At 47.1% G+C, this 23,034-nt stretch carries 22 protein-coding genes; 17 read left to right on the top strand and 5 right to left on the bottom strand.

Annotated elements, in window-relative coordinates; all coding sequences use genetic code 11:
* The 4 genes from BCT27_RS13210 to BCT27_RS13195 all read left to right on the top strand — a co-directional run.
* Positions 1-354: peptide chain release factor-like protein (locus BCT27_RS13210; RefSeq protein ID WP_277869043.1), on the top strand; the 354-nt coding region annotated here is incomplete at its 5' end.
* A gap of 27 nt (positions 355-381) precedes the next feature.
* Positions 382-1,890, top strand: a complete 1,509-nt coding sequence (gene lysS, locus BCT27_RS13205) for a lysine--tRNA ligase (protein ID WP_102317440.1) — start codon at positions 382-384, stop codon at positions 1,888-1,890.
* 227 nt (positions 1,891-2,117) lie between these two features.
* A complete protein-coding gene (locus tag BCT27_RS13200) occupies positions 2,118-3,542 on the top strand; it encodes an amidohydrolase (RefSeq protein WP_102396001.1) in 1,425 nt (474 codons plus the stop codon).
* Positions 3,543-3,943: 401 nt separating this feature from the next.
* Positions 3,944-5,278 carry a sigma-54-dependent transcriptional regulator gene (locus BCT27_RS13195; RefSeq protein WP_017009124.1) on the top strand — a complete coding sequence of 445 codons (1,335 nt, stop codon included), beginning with the start codon at positions 3,944-3,946 and terminating at the stop codon, positions 5,276-5,278.
* Between the two features lie 93 nt (positions 5,279-5,371).
* Here BCT27_RS13195 and BCT27_RS13190 read toward each other — a convergent pair whose 3' ends face one another.
* Positions 5,372-5,797, bottom strand: a complete 426-nt coding sequence (locus BCT27_RS13190) for a PACE efflux transporter (protein ID WP_102317441.1) — start codon at positions 5,795-5,797, stop codon at positions 5,372-5,374.
* 556 nt (positions 5,798-6,353) lie between these two features.
* On the opposite strand from BCT27_RS13190, the gene BCT27_RS13180 reads away from it, so the two are divergent.
* Positions 6,354-6,605: a hypothetical protein gene (locus BCT27_RS13180; protein ID WP_102395997.1), complete on the top strand. Its 252-nt coding sequence runs from the start codon at positions 6,354-6,356 to the stop codon at positions 6,603-6,605.
* Positions 6,606-6,720: 115 nt separating this feature from the next.
* Here the strand turns inward: BCT27_RS13180 and BCT27_RS13175 are convergent, their stop codons facing one another.
* The gene (locus BCT27_RS13175; protein WP_102395996.1) at positions 6,721-7,755 is read right to left on the bottom strand and encodes an NADP(H)-dependent aldo-keto reductase; all 1,035 of its coding nucleotides are present in this window, start codon (positions 7,753-7,755) and stop codon (positions 6,721-6,723) included.
* 326 nt (positions 7,756-8,081) lie between these two features.
* Here BCT27_RS13175 and BCT27_RS13170 point away from each other — a divergent pair, with 326 nt between their 5' ends.
* Complete coding sequence (locus BCT27_RS13170; protein ID WP_102317444.1) at positions 8,082-8,381, top strand: DUF6482 family protein; 300 nt, start codon at positions 8,082-8,084, stop codon at positions 8,379-8,381.
* Here the strand turns inward: BCT27_RS13170 and mutH are convergent.
* Complete coding sequence (mutH, locus tag BCT27_RS13165) at positions 8,378-9,064, bottom strand: DNA mismatch repair endonuclease MutH (RefSeq protein ID WP_102317445.1); 687 nt, start codon at positions 9,062-9,064, stop codon at positions 8,378-8,380. The two genes, BCT27_RS13170 and mutH, sit on opposite strands and share 4 nt — an antisense overlap.
* A 620-nt stretch (positions 9,065-9,684) precedes the next feature.
* Between mutH and rppH the strand changes: the two genes are divergently transcribed.
* From rppH to BCT27_RS13140, 5 genes are all read left to right on the top strand, one after another.
* Complete coding sequence (gene rppH, locus BCT27_RS13160; protein ID WP_017009117.1) at positions 9,685-10,209, top strand: RNA pyrophosphohydrolase; 525 nt, start codon at positions 9,685-9,687, stop codon at positions 10,207-10,209.
* A 66-nt stretch (positions 10,210-10,275) separates the two neighbouring features.
* A complete protein-coding gene (gene ptsP, locus BCT27_RS13155; protein WP_102317446.1) occupies positions 10,276-12,534 on the top strand; it encodes a phosphoenolpyruvate--protein phosphotransferase in 2,259 nt (752 codons plus the stop codon).
* A 10-nt stretch (positions 12,535-12,544) separates the two neighbouring features.
* Complete coding sequence (locus tag BCT27_RS13150) at positions 12,545-13,351, top strand: sulfite exporter TauE/SafE family protein (RefSeq protein WP_102317447.1); 807 nt, start codon at positions 12,545-12,547, stop codon at positions 13,349-13,351.
* A gap of 13 nt (positions 13,352-13,364) precedes the next feature.
* The gene (gene lgt, locus BCT27_RS13145) at positions 13,365-14,162 is read left to right on the top strand and encodes a prolipoprotein diacylglyceryl transferase (protein ID WP_102395995.1); all 798 of its coding nucleotides are present in this window, start codon (positions 13,365-13,367) and stop codon (positions 14,160-14,162) included.
* A 97-nt stretch (positions 14,163-14,259) separates the two neighbouring features.
* Positions 14,260-15,099 (top strand): thymidylate synthase, encoded by an 840-nt coding sequence (locus tag BCT27_RS13140; protein WP_102390905.1) that lies wholly within the window; start codon positions 14,260-14,262, stop codon positions 15,097-15,099.
* Positions 15,100-15,288: 189 nt separating this feature from the next.
* On the opposite strand, the gene BCT27_RS13135 is transcribed toward BCT27_RS13140, so the two are convergent.
* Positions 15,289-16,434 carry a Na/Pi symporter gene (locus BCT27_RS13135; protein WP_102317448.1) on the bottom strand — a complete coding sequence of 382 codons (1,146 nt, stop codon included), beginning with the start codon at positions 16,432-16,434 and terminating at the stop codon, positions 15,289-15,291.
* Positions 16,435-16,856: 422 nt separating this feature from the next.
* On the opposite strand from BCT27_RS13135, the gene nhaA reads away from it, so the two are divergent.
* From nhaA to BCT27_RS13115, 4 genes are all read left to right on the top strand, one after another.
* A complete protein-coding gene (gene nhaA, locus BCT27_RS13130) occupies positions 16,857-18,047 on the top strand; it encodes a Na+/H+ antiporter NhaA (protein WP_017012539.1) in 1,191 nt (396 codons plus the stop codon).
* Positions 18,019-18,291 carry a hypothetical protein gene (locus BCT27_RS13125; RefSeq protein WP_017008764.1) on the top strand — a complete coding sequence of 91 codons (273 nt, stop codon included), beginning with the start codon at positions 18,019-18,021 and terminating at the stop codon, positions 18,289-18,291. Before nhaA ends, BCT27_RS13125 begins: the two co-directional genes overlap by 29 nt.
* 76 nt (positions 18,292-18,367) lie before the next feature.
* On the top strand, positions 18,368-19,255 hold the full coding sequence (gene nhaR, locus BCT27_RS13120; protein ID WP_017008765.1) for a transcriptional activator NhaR: 888 nt from the start codon (positions 18,368-18,370) through the stop codon (positions 19,253-19,255).
* Positions 19,256-19,360: 105 nt separating this feature from the next.
* Positions 19,361-19,654, top strand: a complete 294-nt coding sequence (locus tag BCT27_RS13115) for an ArsR/SmtB family transcription factor (RefSeq protein WP_102317449.1) — start codon at positions 19,361-19,363, stop codon at positions 19,652-19,654.
* A 244-nt stretch (positions 19,655-19,898) separates the two neighbouring features.
* On the opposite strand, the gene rpsT is transcribed toward BCT27_RS13115, so the two are convergent.
* Positions 19,899-20,159: a 30S ribosomal protein S20 gene (gene rpsT, locus BCT27_RS13110; protein ID WP_017008767.1), complete on the bottom strand. Its 261-nt coding sequence runs from the start codon at positions 20,157-20,159 to the stop codon at positions 19,899-19,901.
* Positions 20,160-20,453: 294 nt separating this feature from the next.
* Between rpsT and murJ the strand changes: the two genes are divergently transcribed.
* A complete protein-coding gene (gene murJ, locus BCT27_RS13105) occupies positions 20,454-22,013 on the top strand; it encodes a murein biosynthesis integral membrane protein MurJ (protein ID WP_026024473.1) in 1,560 nt (519 codons plus the stop codon).
* A 61-nt stretch (positions 22,014-22,074) separates the two neighbouring features.
* Positions 22,075-23,034 (top strand): bifunctional riboflavin kinase/FAD synthetase, encoded by a 960-nt coding sequence (gene ribF, locus BCT27_RS13100; RefSeq protein WP_102395994.1) that lies wholly within the window; start codon positions 22,075-22,077, stop codon positions 23,032-23,034.

The raw sequence follows: 23,034 nt of genomic DNA, 5'->3' as shown, positions 1-23,034 counted from the left end.
GCGGGTGGTCAGCACGTTAACACCACCGAATCGGCGGTACGTATTACTCACGTACCTACCAATACCGTGGTGCAGTGCCAGAACGACCGTAGTCAGCACAAAAACAAAGATCAGGCGATGAAGCAGCTTCGCGCAAAACTGTTTGAGCTAGAAATGCACAAGCAAAACGCCGAGAAGCAAGCCAACGAAGACTCGAAGTCTGACATCGGTTGGGGTAGCCAGATCCGCTCATACGTGTTGGATGATTCACGTATTAAAGATTTGCGTACTGGCGTTGAGAACCGCAATACCCAAGTGGTACTTGATGGTGATCTCGACAAGTTTATTGAAGCCAGCCTGAAATCTGGTTTGTAATTTTTTACGTTAATTCAAAGGTTCACTATGACTGACCAATTACTAGACGAAAACAAGCTGATTGCGGAGCGTCGTGCGAAACTGAACCACATTCGTCAAAACTGCAAAGCGAATGGCCACCCGAATGATTTTCGTCGTGAGCACACAGCGGCAGACCTTCAGGCTGAATTTGGCGAAAAGAGCAAGGAAGAGCTAGAAGCATTGGATCACAAAGTGACCGTTGCTGGCCGTATCATGGCAAAACGTGGTCCATTCCTTGCGCTACAAGACGTGAATGGTCGCATTCAGGCGTATGCAGCAAAAGACGTGCAAAACGTACTGAAAGAACAATACCAAGGCCTTGATATCGGTGACATCATCGGTGTGACTGGTGCGCTGCATAAATCAGGTAAAGGTGACCTTTACGTGAACATGGAAGAGTACCAACTGCTGACCAAAGCGTTGCGTCCACTTCCAGAAAAATTCCATGGTCTGACTGACCAAGAAACGCGTTACCGTCAGCGTTACGTTGACCTTATCGTGAACGAAGATTCACGTAACGCGTTTAAAGTGCGTTCTAAGCTGATTTCTGCGATCCGCCGTTACATGGAGTCGAAAGACTTCATGGAAGTGGAAACGCCGATGATGCAAGTGATCCCTGGCGGTGCGTCAGCGCGTCCATTCATCACTCACCACAACGCACTTGATCAAGAAATGTACCTGCGTATCGCGCCTGAGCTATACCTGAAGCGTTTGGTTGTGGGTGGTTTTGAGCGTGTGTTTGAAATCAACCGTAACTTCCGTAACGAAGGTTTGTCTCCGCGTCATAACCCAGAATTCACCATGATTGAATTCTACATGGCGTACGCGGATTACAACGACCTGATCGACCTGACTGAAGATATGTTACGTACTGTGGCTATCGAGGTTCTGGGTAACTCTGCGATGCCTTACGGTGAGCACACGGTTGAGTTTGGCGGTAAATACGCACGCATGACCATGCTGGAAGCCATCAAGCAATACAACCCTGACCACGCAGACATCCAAGCATTGGATGAGGAAGGCGTTCAGAACCGTGAATTGATGGTATCTATTGCTCAGTCATTGAACATCTATGTTGAGAAGTTCTGGACCTGTGGTCAGCTACTTGAAGAGATCTTCGGTGAGACCGCTGAGCCTAAGCTGATCCAGCCAACCTTCATCACGGGCTACCCAGCAGACATTTCTCCGCTGGCGCGTCGTAGCGATAACAATCCGTTCTTCACTGATCGTTTTGAATTCTTTATCGGCGGCCGCGAAGTGGCAAATGGTTTCTCTGAGCTTAACGACGCAGAAGACCAAGACAACCGCTTTAAAGCGCAAGTTGATGCGAAAGAATCGGGTGATGACGAAGCGATGTTCTACGACGCTGACTACATCACTGCACTGGAACACGGCTTGCCACCAACGGCGGGTCAAGGTATTGGTATCGACCGTCTGGCGATGCTGTTTACTAACACGCACACGATTCGTGACGTGATTTTGTTCCCTGCAATGCGCCCACAAAACAAAGGCTAATTGCCGATGTTTATTCGCTCACAAGGCGCATAAACGCCCCTGTTTTGTACGTTGAAAAACACCGGATTTATCCGGTGTTTTTTTATGCCTGAAAATGGGCAATCTATGGATATGCAACCGTTTGGCATAGTTCACACTTTTGCGAGCGATGTTGCGCTTTTTATTTCTCTTTGTAGCACGTCAGCCCATTATTCACGCGAATTCCCTTGCTGTGTGAAGATGAAGAAATGATGTTCAAGAAAACCCTACTTTCCGCCAGTGTTGCTGTCGCAACCATGGTCTCCTCTGCGGCATTTTCGTCGGCTGCGTTTGCTGCTGAAAAAGTCGATCTGCTGATCAAAGATGCTACCGTTCTGACCATGAACACGGAAAAAACGGTGTTAGAAAGTGGCGTGGTTGTGGTGAAAGGCAACAAGATTGTGGCGGTGGGTAATGCTGACTTGGCTGATGACTATGTCGCCAAAACGGTGCTAGATGTGGATGGCGACATTGTGATGCCCGGTTTGATCAACACCCACACTCATGCCTCCATGACGGTATTTCGCTCATTAGCAGACGATGTGCCTGATCGCCTACATCGCTATATATTCCCGTTAGAAAAAGCATTGGTGAGTCGCGACATGGTGCGTATAGGCGCGCAATTGGGGAACGTTGAAATGCTGAAAGGCGGTGTGACGACATATGCGGACATGTACTACTTCGAAGATGAAGTGGCGAAAACCGTTGATGAAATCGGCATGCGTGCCATTTTGGGCGAAACCGTCATTAAGTATCCGGTGGCGGATGCGGCCAATGCGCAAGAAGGCATTCAGTATGCTGTGAACTTCATTAAACAATACAAAGACCACCCTCGCATCACGCCTGCATTTGCGCCTCACGCGCCGTACACGAACACCACGGAAGTGCTTCAGCAAATCACAGAGCTGTCGCTAGCGCTTGATGTGCCTGTAATGATCCACCTTGCAGAATCTGATCGCGAAAACGAAGTCATTGCTGAGCGCAGTGGCGGTAAAAGCTCAGTGCAGTATATGGCTGATATTGGCGCGCTCACGCCAAACCTTATCGGTGCTCACGTGATTAATGTGAACGACCACGACATTGCGCTACTTAAAAAGCACGATGTGGGTGTGGCACATAATATGAGTGCTAATATCAAATCGGCAAAAGGCGTTTCTCCGGCACTGAAGATGTTCGATGACGGTCTGCGTATTGGACTGGGTACCGATGGCCCAATGTCAGGCAACACACTAAGCACAATTGATGAGTTCAATCAGGTCGCGAAAGTGCATAAACTGGTGAATCAAGATCGCGCAGCGATGCCGCCAGTGAAGGTCATTGAAATGGCAACCATGGGTGCAGCGCGTGCGCTACACATGGAAGATAAGATTGGTTCACTTGAAGTGGGTAAGCTTGCTGACATCATCGTAGTCGATACAAAAGCCCCGAATATGGTGCCAATGTACAATCCTTATTCCGCCTTGGTGTATTCCGCGTATGCGACGAATGTGAGACATGCCATCGTTGATGGCAATGTACTGATGCAAGACAGAGACATCTCAACGGTCGATGAACGCTCAATTCGTGATCAAGCGTTGCAGTTTGCAGACAAAGTACGAGAAAGTGTCATTGCAAGCGGCGAACAAGTCCAATAAATCCTACTATTAAAAAAGACCGCGTCTGATCTATGACGCGGTTTTTATTTCTATTTCTCCTGATGCACTCAAGAATACGGGTCATAGTCTATGATCTAAGAAATTTTAGAGAGATGCTCATTTTTCTCTAAATTGAGACGTGTGCGTTTGTGAGTCGCGATGAATAGTCATCTTGGTGCAAGGTTTTTAATTTAACTTTCTGTTTTTTAGTTATTTTTTTAAGTTTTTTCCAAGATCGTCTGTCAGGAATCGCAACAGCAAAAGTGTCTATTTTGGGAAGTCTGGAGAATTGAGATCTACATTGTATCCACAATGAGACAAACCTCTTTGTCTTACAAAATATAATGATACTCACAACATTTTGAACACATGTCGTTAATGGATGACTAAAGGCAGGCGTTATGGGTATGCAATTCAGATCTGAGGCAGTTCCAAGTTCACTCGTCGTAGTGGGTGGAACATACGAACCATGGTTGGCAACATTAGAGCAAGCAGGGTGGCGTTGTCACCGTTGTTACGACCTCAGAGCAGCACAAGCACTTCTTCAGGACATTGGTCCTTGCATTGGGATCGTGGACATTAGCCACGATGATTTCAGCTTGAACGGTGTCGCTTCACTGGTTAACCGCAACAAACAAGTTCGCTGGTTGGCACTTATCCGTGAAGATCAACTCAACAACGATGCAATCTGTCAGTTCATTGTCAGCTTTTGTATCGACTACTTCACTTCTCCAATTCCAGATAGCCAGTTGATGAGCACCATTGGTCACCAATTGGGTATGTTGAAACTTGAGCGTCATGTTTGGCCTCAGCTTGGCGATCACAGCGACATGGGTTTGCTTGGCAAAACCTCTGTGATGAAAAAGCTGCGTGACCAAGTTCGTCGTGTGGCACCTACTGATGTGTCAGTGCTCATTCACGGTGAAAGTGGTACAGGTAAAGAACTTGTAGGTATGGCGATTCACAACGCTTCTACACGCGCTAAAGGCCCATTCGTTTCTGTGAAGTGCAGTGCGTTACCTGAAAAACTGATTTCATCAGAATTGTTTGGTGACGGCACGACAGAAGGGAAAGTACAGCAAGCACACCAAGGTACCTTGTTCTTGGATGAAATCGGCGATTTGCCGCTTAACCTTCAAGCGAACTTGCTTCACCTTCTTCAAGATGGAACGGTTGAATCTCATGATGACAAATACGCGAAAGAAATCGATGTTCGCGTGATTGCAGCAACGCACATGGATTTGGAGAAAGCGGTTGCAGAAGGTCTGTTCCGTGAAGATCTTTACTACCGTTTGAATGTTCTGCGTATTTCTGTGCCTTCATTGAAAGAGCGCGGTGCAGACATTCCTGAGTTGGCTGAACATTTCCTGCTCAAGTTTGCACGTCAATACAACACGCAAGCGCGCACCTTCTCAGAAGAAGCTAACAAAATTTTGGTCAACTACAGCTGGCCAGGTAATGTTCGTGAATTGATCAACCAAGTGAAACGTGCAGTGCTTCTTGCTGATAACTTGGTGATTGAAGCCGAGCACTTGGATCTACCGCGTCAAGGCGATTACAAGCAGAGCCTACGTAAGATCCGTGAAGAATCAGAGCGTGATGCACTGCTAGCAGTACTTGAAAGCAACAACGGTCAAGTGTCTGCGGCAGCGAAAGAGCTGGGTGTTTCTCGCGCGACCATGTATCGCCTGTTGAACAAACACAGCTTGATCCCTGCACCGCGTAGTTTTCGTTAATTAAGGCATTTTAATATCGAAATCTGCTGCGTAATGCATCAGCATGCTATTGGCTAAAAGCCAAAAACAAAAAGCCGCCCGAGGGCGGTTTTTTTATGCGTGTGCTTGAGGCGTTTTCACTGGAAACAGTTTGTCATACGCCAAGTTGTAGACATAGGCATAAACCAGATAGAAGAGCACAAGGCCAATATCCATCAGGAAGGCATTCCATAAGCTTAGGTTTAGCCACCAAGCTATTACCGGAATGGTCACCCACAGTAAACCCAACTCAAAGAGCAGTGCATGCAAGATGCGGTGTTTCTGTTTCTTTTCTGTTGTGCCTGCCCACTTCTGCATGGCCTTGTCGAACCATACGTTATAGATATAGTTCCAACCGGTTGCTAACAGTGAAAACGCAATACCGAGTACACCCGTGTGGGCGGCATCAAAGCCAAACTGTGTCATGATCCCTATGATCAAGATCAGTCCAATCAATTCGAATGCAATGGCGTGTCTAATACGATCTGCGGCGGTTCTCATTATTCTCTCTCCTGTTGATGAGGAGAATAATATCTATTAATTAGATTGGTTGTAGTTATTTACTATCCGATAAAGTGATAGGTGGTAAAGGAGAGCGGACAAACACATTAAATGTATGTCTTTATGGTCATCTTACATTCAGTGTGGAAGCAAAATAACAAACAGTGTCATGTACTAATTGGTAGGCAGATGGCTGGCCATGGCGTGGTTATGTTTTGTACAGAAACAAAACAGAAGAGGATGCGGCTAAATTCTTCGTTATAACAAATAACTCGTTGATATATTGGTCTGCATCATTAGTATTAACAATGAATTTACAAACGCGATTTTACTGAAATGAAAGGGTTAAGGAGGCAAGCGATGACTTTAAATACGTTTACATCTGTCATGAATTGTTCTGTCTCTTCGCATGCGGACATGCGAAAACCTGTACAGTAATTTCCGCACCGTAAAATCGGGCCGCGGGAATGATTGCGGCCTTGAAGATACGATCTTTTTCACTTTTTCCTGCCGTAACATTCTCTAAGGCCTCCTTAAACCTTAATAGGAGACCATCATGAGTCAATCTGTATACCTTCGTATAGCCACTTTATTCGTTCAACTTGATATCAAGCGTGAGGAAAAAGCCTGGCGAAAAGCCCATCGACGCATCCGATATATTGGCGAACCTTTGTCTGAGCACATGCTGAAAGATATTGGCTTTGAAAAAGACGGCCTGTCCATTGGACACACTGTTGCACCTCAATATAAGGCACTTCGTGAAGTGGCGCGTATCCGTCGTCGGTTGAGGGTGAACTTAACAACGTAACGATGCGGGAACCTTGAGTGTAAAGGTTCCCGCATCTCTCGCTTTGAGATTCAATAAACCAAAGAAAAGCGCCAGTTGGCGCTTTTTTGTGTTGAGGTGTGATGTAAGCGAGCGGCTATGGACAGGGGTTCGAATACGTCGCCCCAATCTCTTCAATGCGAGTAAGCAGTGCTTCGGGTAGTTGCACATCTATCGATTCAATGTTGGTTTTCAATTGCTCAAGCGTGGTGGCACCGATGATGTTGCTGCCAACAAACGATCTGCCATTCACGAATGCCAGCGCCATTTGAGCCGGATCCAACGAGTATTCATGGGCCAAATCCACGTAAGCTCTTGTTGCTGCTTGACCTTGTTCGGTGAAGTAACGGCTGAAGCGGCTCCAACGCGTGCAGCGAGCGCCATCTGGGCGAGCACCATCGAGGTATTTGCCCGTTAATGCCCCAAAGGCAAGGGGCGAATACGCTAGCAGTTCGACACCTTCGTGGTGGCTGATTTCCGATAAACCAACTTCGAAACTGCGGTTTAACAGGCTATAGGGATTTTGAATGGAGACGATGCGGCTCAAGCTGTGCTTTTCTGCCAACTTTAAGTAATTCATCACACCCCAAGGGGTTTCATTGGACACACCGATGTATCGAATCTTTCCTTCGCGCACGAGTTCCGTCAAGGCATCCAACGTTTCTAGGATGCTGACCCCTGAATTTTCGTCTTCATGCTGGTAGTTGAGCTGACCAAAGCTGTTCACATGGCGTTGTGGCCAATGCACTTGATACAAATCGATATAGTCGGTCTGTAATCGGGCAAGGCTGTCTTCAACGGCTTGGCGAATGTTACGACGATCCAATGACATGTTTTCGCGAATGTAGGGAACACCGCGTGGTCCGGCAACCTTGGTGGCAATGATGCGTTTGTCACGCTGGCCTGATTTTTTTAACCAAGTGCCGATATAGGATTCGGTTAATCCCTGGGTTTCAGGTGTTGGCGGCACGGCATACATTTCAGCGGTATCAATAAAATTCACGCCAAGATCGGTGGCGAGTGCGAGCTGTTCGTGCGCTTCAGCTTCCGTGTTTTGTTGGCCATATGTCATGGTGCCTAAACAGATCTTGCTGACGTCTAAGCTGGTATGAGGAAGGGTATGGTATTGCATCCGATCTCCTTGGATTGCGAGCGTAGTCAGTGAAAAACAATGCGTTACAGACAGGACATGCCCAATGGCGATATTGGGCGAAGAAATACGACAAACACTTCCATCTTAGGAGATTTTGTTGGAGGTACAAACTCCTTTATGACTGTTGAAAGCAAGGCAGCCTTGGACGCCGCCATTTTTGCAGGATCGAAGAGGATCTCTCCTCACCTTTAGTGTGTTTAATTCTTGAAACTGGTGTGAATTAACGTCTGTTTTCACCATGGGAAGTGTTTGTTTTTCGATGAAATGCACTATAGTTAACATATGGTTAACAATGTGGTAACGATATGAAATTAAAGCAATTGAAGAACTGGATTCTTTCTCACCCAGATAATGTACCTCATTGTTACGTTGTGGCACACGCGGGTGGCGCTAAGTACATTGTGGAAGTGGAAGTTAGGCATCAGCTTGAACCCCTTAAAGATGACAAGCATGACGAAGTGATGCACTTCGATAGCATTGAGCAGGTGAGTGATAAGCTGCGAAAAATAGGGATAAAGAAAGTGACGTTGAGGCTGCTTGACCCTTATGACGAGTTTGGCCCTGCTGATACATCATGCAAAGAAGACATGGAAATCACGCTTTAAAAGGCATCGTCCTCTGGCAGCATGAAGTGTGCTGCCAGTATCCTGCTTGTAAACTGCTTCCTGAGATAAAACCCCCTTGGCAGCGTTTTTATTGGTTGTCCGTTTGCGCCATATGCTTCGGTTACGACTTTGCTATTGGCTGCCTTAGGGCGCAATTGAAGATATTCACCATGCTTCGCGGTTATTTGATGCACTTTTCCAAGGACAATAAATTCCATCAACTCTTCCCAGTCCGCTTTTAGCTGCGCTTCTTCTTCTTCTGATGGTTGCCATATCAGTGGCATGCCAACATGTCGCTCGCAAACGGGGATTTCACGCTCACCTTCTACCGGTATCCACAGCACTTTCGAAAGCTTATTGCGGATATGACTACTTTCCCATGTTAGGCCATGCACATTGGTGAGCGGGGCTACGCATACAAAAGTGGTTTCAAGTGGTTTTCCTATGTGGCTAATAGGGATCGATTTGAGCTCTATGCCCAAGTCTTGAAAATCTTGTTCCGGCTTGCTTCCTGCGGTTGCGCCTAAGCAGGTTTCGAGCAGCATACCAACCCAACCTTTCTCCCGACGAAGATCGGCAGGGCAGACCAAACCATACTGCTCTGCCAATTCACCAAGCGTAAACCCAGCCAATGCTGTTGCTCGCTCAAGCAATTCGTTTTCAGAAGTAGGTGCAGGGATCATGGTCTATTCCGTTCAAGATTCTTCGCTGAGCACGCTACCAGCCTCGTTGAGAAAAAACCAGTGTCGAGAAGATGATCATATGGGATTACCCATTAAATGCAGTTATCCACAGCGAAAAGTGTCGATTTAGTGCTGAACGATAATATGTATGCTTATACAGTGTTTTTTTAGGTTTAATTTGAAGGTTTTGCAGGTTTAAGGCGATAAATTGCACAAGTGGTGTGGGTAACTCTCGCTTTGGTGGATCTTTAACCAGTTTAAGATCTTGCCGTTTTTATCCGACACGATCTTCTTTCTATTCTCTTGTGGCTTGCTTTTATCTTGTTGTAATTATTGGTTTTATGTTTTATTTCTCTAGGTGTGTAAAACGCAGTTAGCATGGTGAATTAAAATGAAAACAGATGTTTAAGTCCTTTCTACACAAATCTATCCACAGAAAGCGTGAATAAATGTGCGCTTGGTCTCACCGAACTGTTTATAACTCTAGGTTTAATGTCTTTTCAGCACAGAAGGCGGTTGAAGCCCCCAAAAAATGCGTTTCATACGCAATGTTTGTTTACCACTGTGCACATAGTATGAAAAAATCACTGTTAATAGAGATTTATATTTGAGGTCGTCCAGTGATAGATGGCGATGGCTACCGTCCCAATGTAGGGATTGTTATATGTAATAGCCACGGTCAGGTTCTCTGGGCTCGTCGATACGGACAACACTCTTGGCAGTTTCCACAAGGTGGCATTGATGAAGGAGAAACCCCTGAACAAGCCATGTTTCGAGAGTTATACGAAGAAGTCGGATTAACTAAAAAGGATGTCCGAATTCTGGCAACAAGCCGACATTGGCTACGCTATAAGTTGCCTAAACGTTTAGTTCGTTGGGATTCAAAGCCTGTGTGTATCGGACAAAAACAGAAATGGTTTTTGCTGAAACTGGAATGTGACGAGTCTAAGGTGAACATGCAACGCGGGGGTACGCCAGAATTCGACGGTTGGCGTTGGGTGACTTATTGGTACCCTGTGAGGCAAGTGGTGTCATTCAAGCGCGACGTGTATCGCCGTGCAATGAAGGAATTCGCCGCCATTGCGATGCCTTTTCGTGAGCGAAAAGTGAAGCGCAAAGGAAAGCGAGGTTCTCCAAAAAACTAGAACAGTAAATTGCGCGTTCGGTAAAGGCTAGGTCTACGAAAGCAAAGGAAAAGAAAGAGGGTGCTGATGCTAACGAAACTGCGAGACATCGTGCACAACGTTGCGTCATCAAGCGACGTGAAGCAAGCCCTCAATACTTTGGTGGGAGAGACCTGCACTGCAATGGAAACAGAGTGTTGCTCTGTTTACATTGCGGACCATGAACGACACGTTTACGAACTGATGGCGACGAAGGGATTGAACTCCCGTGCACGCCGTGTTTCTCTCTCTTTCGAAGAAGGTTTGGTCGGGCTAGTTGGTCGTCGTGCTGAACCCATCAACCTTGCCAATGCATCAACCCATGCGGACTTCAAACACTTTCCTGATATCGGCGAAGATCATTTCAATTCCTTCTTAGGCACGCCCATTATTTATCGTCGACAAGTGCTCGGTGTGCTGGTGGTTCAGCAACGCGCACCTCGTCAGTTTGATGAAAGTGAAGAATCGTTTCTTATTACACTCGCCGCGCAACTGGCTGTCGTGTTTGCACATTCTAAAGCACAAGGTGTGTGGCCAAGTGACGGCAGTGGGTCCATGTTATTGCAGGGGGCTGCAGCGTCGCCGGGTGTTGCTATTGCCGAAGCGTGGTGTGATGTCTCTCAGCCGCGCTTAGATCTTGTTCTTCCTGCTTCTTGTCTTGATATTCAACAAGAGCGCGATCGTTTCGACGGTGCTGTCAGTGCCGCCATTATTGAGTTTGGACGTCTTCGAAAACGTTTCGACAGCGAACTCAATCAAGACACCTTGGCGATCTTCGATCTCTTTATCCACTTGCTGAATGATCCTGTGCTCCGAAAGGCCATGAAGGAACGCATTCACAGTGGTGATATGGCTGAGTGGGCTGTGAAGCAAACCATTGATGAGTTTGCTGAACGTTTTAACAACATGTCTGATCCGTATCTTCGTGAACGCGCGAACGATGTGAAGGAGTTGGGTCAACGCCTGCTGTATTTCCTCGAAAACCAAGAAACCAAGCAGTGGCAGTTTGATAAACCCATCGTATTGTTCGCCCGTGAATTGACGGCTGGTATGTTGGCAGCCATCCCTCGCGATCAGCTCGCAGGTGTTGTCGCCGAAGAGGGGGCGGTCAATGCCCATGCTGCGATTTTAGCGCGTGCGTTAGGCATTCCCGCGGTGATGGGGGTGGAGTTTCGCCCTGAGCTCGTTCACCGTAAGAAAGTAGTGCTGGACGGCTTTAAAGGACGTTTGTTGGTTGAGCCTGCACCACAGGTACTTAAAGAATATAAGCGTCTGCGAGACGAGGAGATTGAGCTTCAAAAAGAAGTTGATAATGCCTTCACCAAGCAAACCAAAACTGCAGACGGCGTTCGTGTTCAAATACACCTCAATGCGGGGTTGAGTGCAGATACCAGTATTGCCATTAACCGCGGGGTTGATGGCGTTGGTCTTTACCGTACTGAAGTGCCGTTTTTGATGCAGCGTAGCTTTCCATCCGAAGATGATCAGGTCAATCAGTACCGATCCATTTTGGATTGTTACCCGGGGCAACCTGTGGTCATGCGTACGCTCGACATTGGCGGTGATAAGCCGCTCCCGTATTTGAAAATTGAAGAAGATAACCCGTTTTTGGGGTGGCGAGGCATTCGTTTTACGCTGGATCATCCTGACATCTTCTTGATTCAAGTTCGCGCCATGCTTCGCGCAAGCATTGGCCGAGAGAACCTTGCCATTCTGTTGCCGATGATCTCCGGATTGTCCGAGTTGCTGGAAGCCAAAACGTTGATTGAACGTGCGTTTGCTGAAGTGACAGAGCTTGCGGAAGCCGAAGGGGAAGTGCTGCATCGTCCACGTTTGGGGATCATGGTGGAAGTGCCGTCAGTGCTGTATCAATTTGATGCTGTCGCACCCCATATCGACTTTCTTTCCGTCGGTACGAATGACTTAACCCAATACCTGCTGGCAGTAGATAGAAATAACGCTCGAGTCGCAGATGTCTATGATACATTTCACCCATCGGTGATCGCAGTGCTTGTTCAAATACTTGCGCAAGCCCAACGGTTGAAATTACCTGTCAGTGTTTGTGGGGAATTTGCTGGTGATCCGATAGGTGCAACCTTACTTGTGGGCATGGGTTACCGCCAATTGAGTATGAACACGCGCAGTGTTGCAAAAATTAAATATGTACTTCGTCATATCCCCTCTGACGCGTTGCAAAACCACGTCAACGCGATGCTCGGTCTTTCTCTGGCGAGCGATATTCGCTCGGCGTCAGAAGACTTTCTGGAGCAGTACAACCTGGGTGGCCTCATTCGGGTCGGTAAATAGGAATACATTCATGTTAGATGCCACCTTGTGGCTGTTCGCTGTGTGTCTCATGTTAGGCTGCTGCGTGGGGTTGTTGGCTGGCTTGCTGGGTATTGGCGGCGGCTTGTTGATCGTTCCTGCCTTGTCGGTGCTGTTACCATGGGCCGATATTTCTCCCTCTTTGATCATGCCAATGGCGCTCGCGACATCTTTAGCCAGTATTGTTGTGACTTCTTCTTCTTCCGCGTTCTCTCATTATCGTCTGGGCAATGTTCAACCCTCAGTGATCAAAACGCTGCTACCGGGCATTTTGGTCGGTGGATTAATGGGGAGTGGAATAGCAGATAAACTGCCAACAGAGTATTTGCCGAGAATTTTCGGTGTGATTGTGCTGTTGCTCGCGCTACAAATGGTGCTTTCTTTACGTGTAAGGGCGGAAAAGCCATTGCCTTCTGTGGGCAAAAACGTGCTGAGTGGCGGTCTTATAGGTGTGACATCAAGCCTTGCAGGGATTGGTGGGGGCTCGCTTACCGTACCTTATTTGAATTATCATGGTGTTGAAATGCGCAAAGCCATCGGCACGGCATCTTTGTGCGGTGTGTTTCTTGCGTTGTCTGGGATGACGGGGTTTATCTTTTTTGGACTCTCACAACCGGAATCTTTGCCAGAATACAGTGTCGGATATGTTTACTTACCCGCGTTGATTGGTATCGTAAGCACCTCTGTGTTCACCACTCGTTATGGTGCCAAGTTAGCATCGCGGTTACCTACACCAATCATAAAACGCGTGTTTGCAGTATTTTTGCTCCTTGTTGGGGCGAGTATGTTTTTAAGCTAAGGAAGACAAGCTAATGTCACTGACATTTCCCCAAATAGATCCTATTTTGATTGAAATCGGCCCTGTTGCCGTGCGCTGGTATGGTTTGATGTACCTCGCGGGCTTTGCGTTTGCATTGTGGCTAGCAAACCGTCGCGCCGATAAGCCGGGAAGTGGTTGGACGCGTGATGAAGTGAGTGATTTACTTTTCGCAGGCTTCCTTGGTGTGATATTGGGCGGCCGTATTGGCTACGTCTTGTTCTACCAATTTGATACCTTCCTCGCTGATCCTCTGTTCCTGTTTAAAGTTTGGACGGGAGGCATGTCTTTCCACGGCGGCCTATTAGGTGTGATCTCCGCGATGGCGTGGTATGCGTTCCGCACCAAGCGCACTTTCTTTGCGGTTTCCGATTTTATCGCGCCACTTGTGCCGTTTGGCCTTGGCGCGGGTCGCCTTGGTAATTTCATGAATGGCGAGCTGTGGGGACGTTCAACGGATGTTGCATGGGGCATGGTATTCCCAACTGGTGGTCCACTGGCTCGACATCCTTCCCAGCTTTATGAATTTGCCCTTGAAGGCGTTGTACTCTTCTTTATTCTTAACTGGTTCATCAATAAACCACGTCCAGCGGGTGCGGTATCTGGATTGTTCCTCATGGGTTACGGTACATTCCGTTTCATCGTGGAATTCTATCGCGAGCCTGATGCGCACTTAGGGCTGTTCGGTGAATGGATCAGCATGGGACAGATTTTGTCATCACCAATGATCATTCTTGGTGCCTTAATGATACTGTGGGCGTACCGCCGCCAGAGCGTATCTCAGTCCGCATAATGCCAAATTTAAGCCGCAGCCCTGTCTGCGGTTTTCTTTATTTCATCAAACACTATGGTCACGCCAGAAGGCGTGCGGGGTAACGAAAGGAAATGCCATGAAGCAATATCTTGATTTAATGCAGGATATCATCGAAAACGGGAGTGATAGAGGTGATCGCACGGGAGTGGGAACGCGTTCTGTATTTGGTCGTCAATTGCGTTTTGACCTTAGCGAAGGCTTTCCGCTTCTAACGACGAAGAAACTGTATACCCGCGCCATCATTCACGAACTGCTTTGGTTCTTGAATGGCGAAACTAATATCAAATACCTGCAAGACAACAAGGTATCGATTTGGGATGAATGGGCAACAGAAGCTGGTGATCTTGGTCCTGTATACGGTGCGCAATGGCGTTCATGGGCATGTCCTGATGGCTCAACGGTTGATCAAATTGCCGATCTGATCGAGCAGATTAAAGCCAAACCAAACTCTCGCAGACACATCATTACTGCATGGAACCCTGCTGATTTACCCGATGAAGGCATTGCTCCGCAAGCGAACGTAGAACAAGGCCGTATGGCGTTGGCGCCTTGCCATTGTTTGTTCCAGTTCTATGTTGCTGACGGCAAGCTATCTTGCCAGCTTTACCAGCGCAGTGCAGATTACTTCCTTGGTGTGCCGTTCAACATTGCAAGCTACGCGTTGCTCACGCACATGATTGCGCAGCAGTGTGATTTGGACGTGGGCGACTTCGTACACACCTTTGGTGATGTTCACCTGTATGGCAACCATCTGACAGATGATATCGTCTATGAGCAGCTTAAGCGCACGCCAGGGTCGATTCCGACACTGACCATCAAACGTAAGCCAGACTCTATCTTCGATTACAAACTGGAAGATTTTGAGATTGAAGGTTACGAAGCACAAGCCGCTATCAGAGCGCCTATTGCAATTTAATCGTTCAGTGCAATGACAATAATATCGAAACCGGGGCATTCCCCGGTTTTTTTATGGGCAAAGATACACAAATAGGCGCTAAGGGTGCGTGTTCGGGTTGCTGTGGGAAGCGAAGGAAAGTGCAAGATGAAGAGAACCAGAAACAAAAACGCCCGCGTTAGCGGGCGTTTTTCGTCTCTTTCTGCGCAATTACTGTGTTGCTAGCATCACAGCAGATGGGATTGCTACGAAGACGAGACCAAGGTATGCAACCACAGCCAACTTGCTCTTCGCTGCAGCTTCACCCAGCATCTCAGCACACTTCAATGGGATTTCGCGTAGGAACGGCGTACCAAAGATGAGCAGTGTCGCGAGAATGTTGAACGTTAGGTGAACCAATGCGATTTGCAGAGCAAATATTGCGTTTGGACCTGTTACCGCTGTCGCTGCAAGTAGTGCAGTGATACATGTACCGATGTTTGCGCCAAGTGTGAATGGGTAAACATCGCGAACTTTTAATACGTTTGTACCTACCAGTGGAACCATCAGGCTTGTCGTCGTAGAAGAAGACTGAACCAGAATCGTTACCAAAGTACCTGATGCGATACCGTGGATTGGACCACGACCGATGGCATTGTGAAGAAGTTCTTTTGCACGACCAACCATCAGCTTACGCATCAGTTTGCCCATCATAGTGATAGAAGCAAAAATCAGTGCGATACCCAGAACAATCAGTGCAACGCCGCCCCAGTCGCCAGGTAGTGCTGATAGCGCGCCTTTGGTGCTGTTAACCAGAGGCTTAGTCAATGGACCCATGAAGTCCATGCCTTTCATGCTTAGGTTGCCATCAAACATCAATGGAGCCACAAGCCAGCTAGAGATTTTATCAAGAAGGCCAAACATCATTTCCAAAGGAAGGAAGATTGAAACTGCCATCAAGTTAAAGAAGTCATGAACGGTTGCACAGGTAAATGCACGACGGAATTCGTCTTTGCAACGTGCGTGTCCTAGGCTTACCAAGGTGTTGGTAACTGTGGTACCGATGTTAGCACCCATAACCATAGGAATAGCGGTCTCTACAGGTAAGCCACCAGCTACCAGACCAACGATAATTGACGTTACTGTGCTTGAAGATTGAATCAGTGCAGTCGCAACGATACCAATCATCAAACCAGCAACAGGGTGAGACGCGAATGCGAATAAGGTCTTAGCCTCGTCGCCTGCAGCCCACTTGAAACCACTACCAACCATGGACACTGCCAAAAGCAGAATATAAAGCATTAGTGCCAGGTTAGCCCAACGTACCCAATTCTTAGAGCTGTTAATCGGTGCAGCAGTAGAAGCTTGGGAGGTCATAAAGAAATCTCCGTGACAGTTGTATGTCAGATTTATGTCAATGAAAGAATCTGAGGGCGATAGTAGGCATGAAATATTTCACTAATATTACAGTTTTACGGCTTACCCATAATCAATCATTTCCATAGGGGGCTAAGTAGTGGTTGGATGGTTGTTTATATGCTTATAAACAATCACTTAGGTTCTGTTCTGGTAGGGGTGTTTGATTGGTCGTTTTTCACGCATTCGCGCTAAATTAGGCTCACATCACAACAAAAAAAACAGCATTTATGACAATAGGGAAATTCATATTGCGAAAAAATCATCAATAATTATTGAATTGTTCGGGAATTCCGAGGTTTAATCTCCGAAGAACCGATTTTTCATACTTGCTGGTCGACGCCTAGACTAGTATCGAATAACTATTTTATGGAGTGCTTTTAATGACTGATGCCATTCGTCAGTTTATGAAGATGGAATCAGCCGGTGGTTTAGTGCTGATCGTTGCTGCTATTTTAGCAATTATCATCGCAAACTCACCGCTGCAACCTGTTTACGAAAGTGTGCTTTACAGCTACGTCGCAGGTCTATCTATCGAGCATTGGGTGAATGATGGCTTGATGGCTGTCTTCTTCCTCTTAATTGGACTGGAAGTCAAACGAGAACTGATCGAAGGCGCACTCAACACTAAAGAGAAAGCGATCTTCCCTGCCATTGCCGCCGTTGGTGGTATGGTGGCGCCAGCTCTGGTTTATCTAGCATTCAATGCTAACGACCCTGTTACTGCAAGTGGTTGGGCTATTCCAGCGGCAACCGACATTGCTTTTGCACTGGGTGTGATGGCGCTGTTGGGTAAACGCGTCCCTCTTTCGTTGAAAGTGTTCCTGCTGGCTTTAGCCATCATCGATGACTTAGGTGTCATTGTGATCATTGCGCTGTTCTATAGCAGTGACCTTTCTGTTACCGCCTTGACTGTTGCCTTCCTCTCTACCATTGCACTGTTCTTAATGAACAGTAGAAACGTGACTGGGGTTAAATGGTACATGCTGGTAGGCGCGATCTTGTGGTTCAGCGTGTTGAAATCCGGCGTGCATGCAACGCTTGCGGGTGTCGTGCTTGGCTTTGCGATCCCACTTGAAGGGGGCAAAGATGGCAAATCACCGCTTAAGACGCTTGAACATGCCATTCACCCATATGCTGCATTCTTTATCCTGCCGTTGTTTGCGTTTGCAAATGCAGGCGTGTCTCTTGAAGGTGTCTCTTTTGACAGCCTAACGAACACATTGCCTTTGGGTATTGCGCTTGGTCTCCTTGTGGGCAAGCCACTGGGTATTTTCACCTTTAGTTGGTTATCGGTGAAAATGGGGGTTGCAACTCTTCCTGAAAGTGTCAACTTCAAACAGATCTTTGCTGTGTCCCTGTTGTGCGGGATTGGCTTTACGATGTCGATTTTTATCTCGTCGTTGGCGTTTGTTGGTGTAGATCAAAGCTACATTACGTTCTCTCGACTGGGTATTTTGATTGGTTCAACGCTATCGGCCCTAGCAGGTTATGCCTTACTGAATGCTGTATTGCCGAAATCGAGTCAGGTGGAGGAAGAAAGCGATGAAAAGAAAGTGGGTATTGATTATTAGTGGTGCGTTACTTGCCACACCAGCGTTAGCGTCGGAAGACTATTCGCATTGCTTTGACGATAACACGACCGATGTTTGCCAAGCGTTTATCGCTGGCACGGAAAGTGGATACTCGGAAAGTATTGATACAGAGAAGGCGGTATTTGTTGAGCGTAGTGCTGACAAAGACAGCTGGTTTAGCCGAGCGTTAGAACAAAGAGCCGGAGGGCGTAACCGCACGCCTACGTCTCTCGAGAAAGGCTAAACTTCCCACCCATTAAATTTAAAGACGTCAGAATCCCATTTTGGGGCAACTCTGGCGTCTTTTTCGTTGAAATCATATGTCACATTTAAACTATAACCATTTGTACTATTTTTGGATGGTCTGCAAGCAAGGCTCGGTGACCAAAGCGGCTGAAGCCTTATTTCTCACGCCTCAAACTGTGACGGGCCAAATTCGTGCGCTGGAAGAACGTCTAAAAGGGCGACTCACTAAACGTGTTGGAAGAAACATTGAACCCACAGAGCTCGGGCAGTTGGTTTATAAGTACGCGGATAAAATGTTCGGTCTTAGCTACGAAATGCTGGATATCGTGAACTATAGCCAACAAGAGAACGTATTGTTCGATGTAGGTGTCGCTGACGCGCTATCGAAGAGTCTTGTCAGTAGGGTGCTTCTGAAGGCCGTTCCTGAGGACAACAGCATACACTTACGCTGTTTTGAATCGACTCATGAGCTTTTGCTTGAACAGCTTAGCCAGCACAAGCTCGATATGATTTTGTCTGACTGCCCTGTGGACTCCACCCAAAGCCCCGGCTTGTTTAGCGTGAAGTTGGGGGAAAGTGTCATGAGCTTCTTCTGTTCTGACTCGTTGATTGACGCATCATTTCCTGCTGTGATCGAAGAGTACAAACTCTTGATTCCAGGCACAAGAACGGCAATGGGACGCAAACTGATGCACTGGTTTGATAGCCAAGGTATCACGCCGAATATTCTGGGTGAATTCGATGATGCGGCGCTGATGAAGGCGTTTGGGTCGAACCATCGCGCCATGTTTGTCGCACCGACTTTTTACTCAGAAGACGTTCTGGAACTACCAAATGTGCAAGAAGTTGCAAAAGTGAAAGAGTTGAAAGAAGAGTATTACGTTATTTTTGCAGAGCGCATGATTCAGCATCCTGCGGTAAAAAGAATATGTGAAGCAGATTTTAGCAAGTTGTTTCATTAGTTTTTAACGCCTTTCTTAAACGATAGGCATTGTTAACAAAATGATCAGTGTTAAACTTAAATGAAACCAAACAACCCGTTACATGGAAGACAGTAGGCAGTAAGTATGGATTTGGAACAGATGCAAGAACAAGGGCCAAAAGCGGTACAGTTGTTAAAAGCAATGGCCAATGAGCGTCGACTTTTCATTCTATGCTATTTGCTGGAAGGTGAGTTGTCAGTGGGCATGCTCAGTGACAAATTACAACTCAGTCAGTCAGCGTTATCGCAACACCTTGCTTGGCTTCGTCGTGATGGGCTTGTGGCCACACGCAAAGAAGCGCAAACGGTGTACTATTCGCTGAAAAGTGTTGAAGTTCAAACGATTATGTCGACACTTCACCAGCTATATTGTAAGTAACCACCGTCGAGCAAAGCAAAGTATTCATACCTGATCAGTCATCTTGCCAACACAATACTCGGCCTTGTGAGGCTTCGTTCTTAATGGGCGTTTTACTATGGAAATCATAGACAAGAGGTGTTGAAGCTTTTAAAGCGAATGAGTGATGAGGTGTGAAGATTCGTTTAGTTAGCACTCAAGTCTAAATAACACGTATAAAAAAACCGGCCATAAGCCGGTTTTTTTATTTCAAATCTAAGCGCTATTAAAGAGCTTTGATTTGAGCAACTAGGTTCGCTTTATGACGAGCAGCCTTGTTCTTGTGGATAAGGCCTTTAGTAGCCATACGATCCAAGATAGGTTGCATTTCGCCAAACGCTTTAGTAGCCGCTTCTTTATCACCAGCTACGATAGCTGCGATAGTTTTTTTCATGTAAGTGCGCATCATTGAGCGACGGCTTGCATTGTGCTGGCGGCGCTTCTCAGATTGGATTGCACGCTTCTTAGCAGATTTGATATTCGCCAAGGGTCTAACTCCCAAATCTTATATTCGGTGACAATTTAAGGCCGAGGAATATGCCCCGTTTTACCCGAGTTGTCAATTCATTTGTGCAATAATGCGCCGCATTACCATAGCAATGGCATGTGACGAACATCGCGGTTAATATGGCGGCAGATTCTACCAGCATTCTTAGTATGAAGTAAGCCTTTTATCTGCCTTTTCGCATTTGTTGTTCTGTCTAGAATTCAATTAAAACAGACGTGATAACATGAACAGACAGATGCATCTTACTTTATTTTTGGTTTTAAGGGGTTATAGGTGTCAAAGCGATTGCTTCGCTCGGGAATGATTGTCAGTTTTATGACCATGGTGTCTCGCGTGATGGGGTTGGTGCGCGATGTGGTTATCGCAAACTTAATGGGGGCTGGTGCCGCCGCGGACGTTTTCTTTTTCGCGAATAAAATCCCTAATTTTTTACGTCGTCTGTTTGCAGAAGGTGCATTTTCACAGGCGTTTGTGCCTGTTTTAGCCGAGTACCAAGCCAGTGATGATAAAAATAAAACCCGTGAGCTGATTGCTTACGTATCAGGCACCTTGGGTGTATTGGTGACCATTGTCACCGTGGTCGGCGTGATTGCATCGCCTGTGATCACAGCACTATTTGGTGCGGGTTGGTTTTTGGATTGGGTCAACGATGGCCCATCGGCGCACAAATTTGAGTTAGCGTCTCTGATATTGAAGATCACCTTCCCTTATCTTTGGTTTATTTCCTTTGTGGCGTTGGCAGGATCCATCCTCAACACGCTCGGACGATTCGCCGTTTCATCATTTACGCCGGTATTTCTCAATATTGCGATGATTTCGGCGGCCATTTGGATAGCGCCCAATTTAGAACAGCCCGAAATTGGATTGGGTATTGGTGTTTTCCTTGGCGGTTTGATCCAGTTTGCATTCCAGTTTCCGTTTCTTTACCGCGAAGGAATGCTGGTTAAACCGAAATGGGGATGGTCTCATCCAGGTGTTGTGAAAATTCGCACCTTGATGATTCCTGCCCTGTTTGGTGTGTCTGTTAGTCAGATCAACCTACTACTTGATACCTTTATCGCGAGTTTTCTTGCGACCGGTTCCATCAGTTGGTTGTATTACTCTGATCGCCTCTTAGAGTTCCCGTTGGGGTTGTTTGGTATTGCAATTGCCACCGTAATATTGCCGGCATTGTCGAAAAAGCATGTTGAGCAATCATCCGGTCAGTTTGCCAGTACGATGGACTGGGGCATTCGCATGGTGCTGTTGCTTGGCTTACCCGCTATGGTAGGCATGATGGTGTTGGCCAAACCTATGTTGATGGTGCTCTTCATGCGTGGCGAGTTTAGCCCGTCAGACGTGGATGCCGCGGCGCTGTCGTTAATGGCCTACGCGTCGGGCTTGCTTAACTTCATGCTCATCAAAGTGCTTGCACCTGGTTATTATGCTCGCCAAGACACGAAGACGCCTGTGCGCTATGGCATCATAGCTATGGTTAGCAATATGGTGTTTAACCTGATCTTTGCTTCATTTTATGGCTATGTCGGTCTTGCTATGGCAACGGCGTTGTCAGCGTTGGTGAATGCGGGCTTACTTTACAGAGGCCTCCATAAGCAGGGTGTATACCGTGTGAGTCGTGAAACACTGTTCTTCACGCTACGTCTCGTGATTGGAGCGGCATTGATGGGCAGTTTGGTGTTTTGGTTGATGCCTGAAAATACAGATTGGCTCGCGATGGGGCTCTGGGAACGTACCTACATTCTTTTTGGCTTAATCGCTTTGGGTGCAGTGACTTACCTAGTGTCTTTGGCCGTATCTGGTGTAAGGCCGCGCCAACTTCGAGCAGAAAGCTGATTGCTGCGCATAACTAGTATATAATCCGTCGGTTTTTTTAGGGGAAAGCAGTTTTACCATTATGGAATTGATCCGAGGCATTCATAACATCCGAGACAGACACCGAGGGTGCGTACTGACGATCGGTAACTTTGATGGTGTGCATTTAGGCCACCAACAAGTGCTTATTCAAGTGGTAAAGAAGGCCCGAGAGTTGGGCGTTCCGCCCACGGTCATGCTGTTTGAACCGCAACCAAGAGAACTGTTTGCTGCTGATGGAGCGCCTGCGCGATTGACCCGCTTACGTGACAAATACACGCAGCTGGCAAAATTAGGCGTTGAGCGGTTACTTGTGGTGAATTTTAATGCGAAATTCGCTGCGATGACGCCCTATGACTTTGTTCACCGCTTGTTGGCTGAACAATTGGGTGTTAAGTTTCTCGTAGTCGGCGATGACTTCCGCTTTGGCGCTAAGCGTCAGGGCGATTTTGTCTATCTGCAACAAGAAGCAAAATCTGCACATTTTGATGTGGTGAGTACGCAAAGTTTTTGTGTCTCAGAGCAGCGTGTTAGCAGTACGGCCATTCGTGATGAATTGGCACGAGGCGAGCAAGACGCAGTGGAGCAGATGCTAGGGCGACCTTATAGCATCAGTGGGCGAGTTTCCCACGGTAAGAAGCTGGGTCGTACCATCGGATTCCCTACCGCAAATGTACCTTTGAAGCGACGTGTCACACCCGTGTCTGGCGTGTATGTCGTTAAGGTCGGCGGTATTGATGAGAACACATGGTTAGGTGGTGTTGCCAACGTAGGCACGCGACCAACTGTTAACGGTGTGCGCCAACAACTGGAAGTGCACCTGTTTGACTTCGCTGATGACCTTTACGGTCGACATGTTGAAGTGCAGCTTCTTCATAAGCTGCGAGATGAGAAAAAATTTGGCTCGCTAGACGAGCTAAAAGCCCAAATTGAACTTGATGCCCAGACAGCGCGTGCGTGGCTGGCTGGTCAAGATAATGTCGAAAACGTCCATACGGAATGA

Origin of the sequence: Enterovibrio norvegicus (genome assembly GCF_002876705.1) — a bacterium.
In the GTDB taxonomy this organism is placed as follows: Bacteria; Pseudomonadota; Gammaproteobacteria; order Enterobacterales; family Vibrionaceae; genus Enterovibrio; species Enterovibrio norvegicus_B.
Note: the sequence above shows the minus strand (reverse complement) of the source record. Positions and strands in the feature narration are given on the sequence as shown.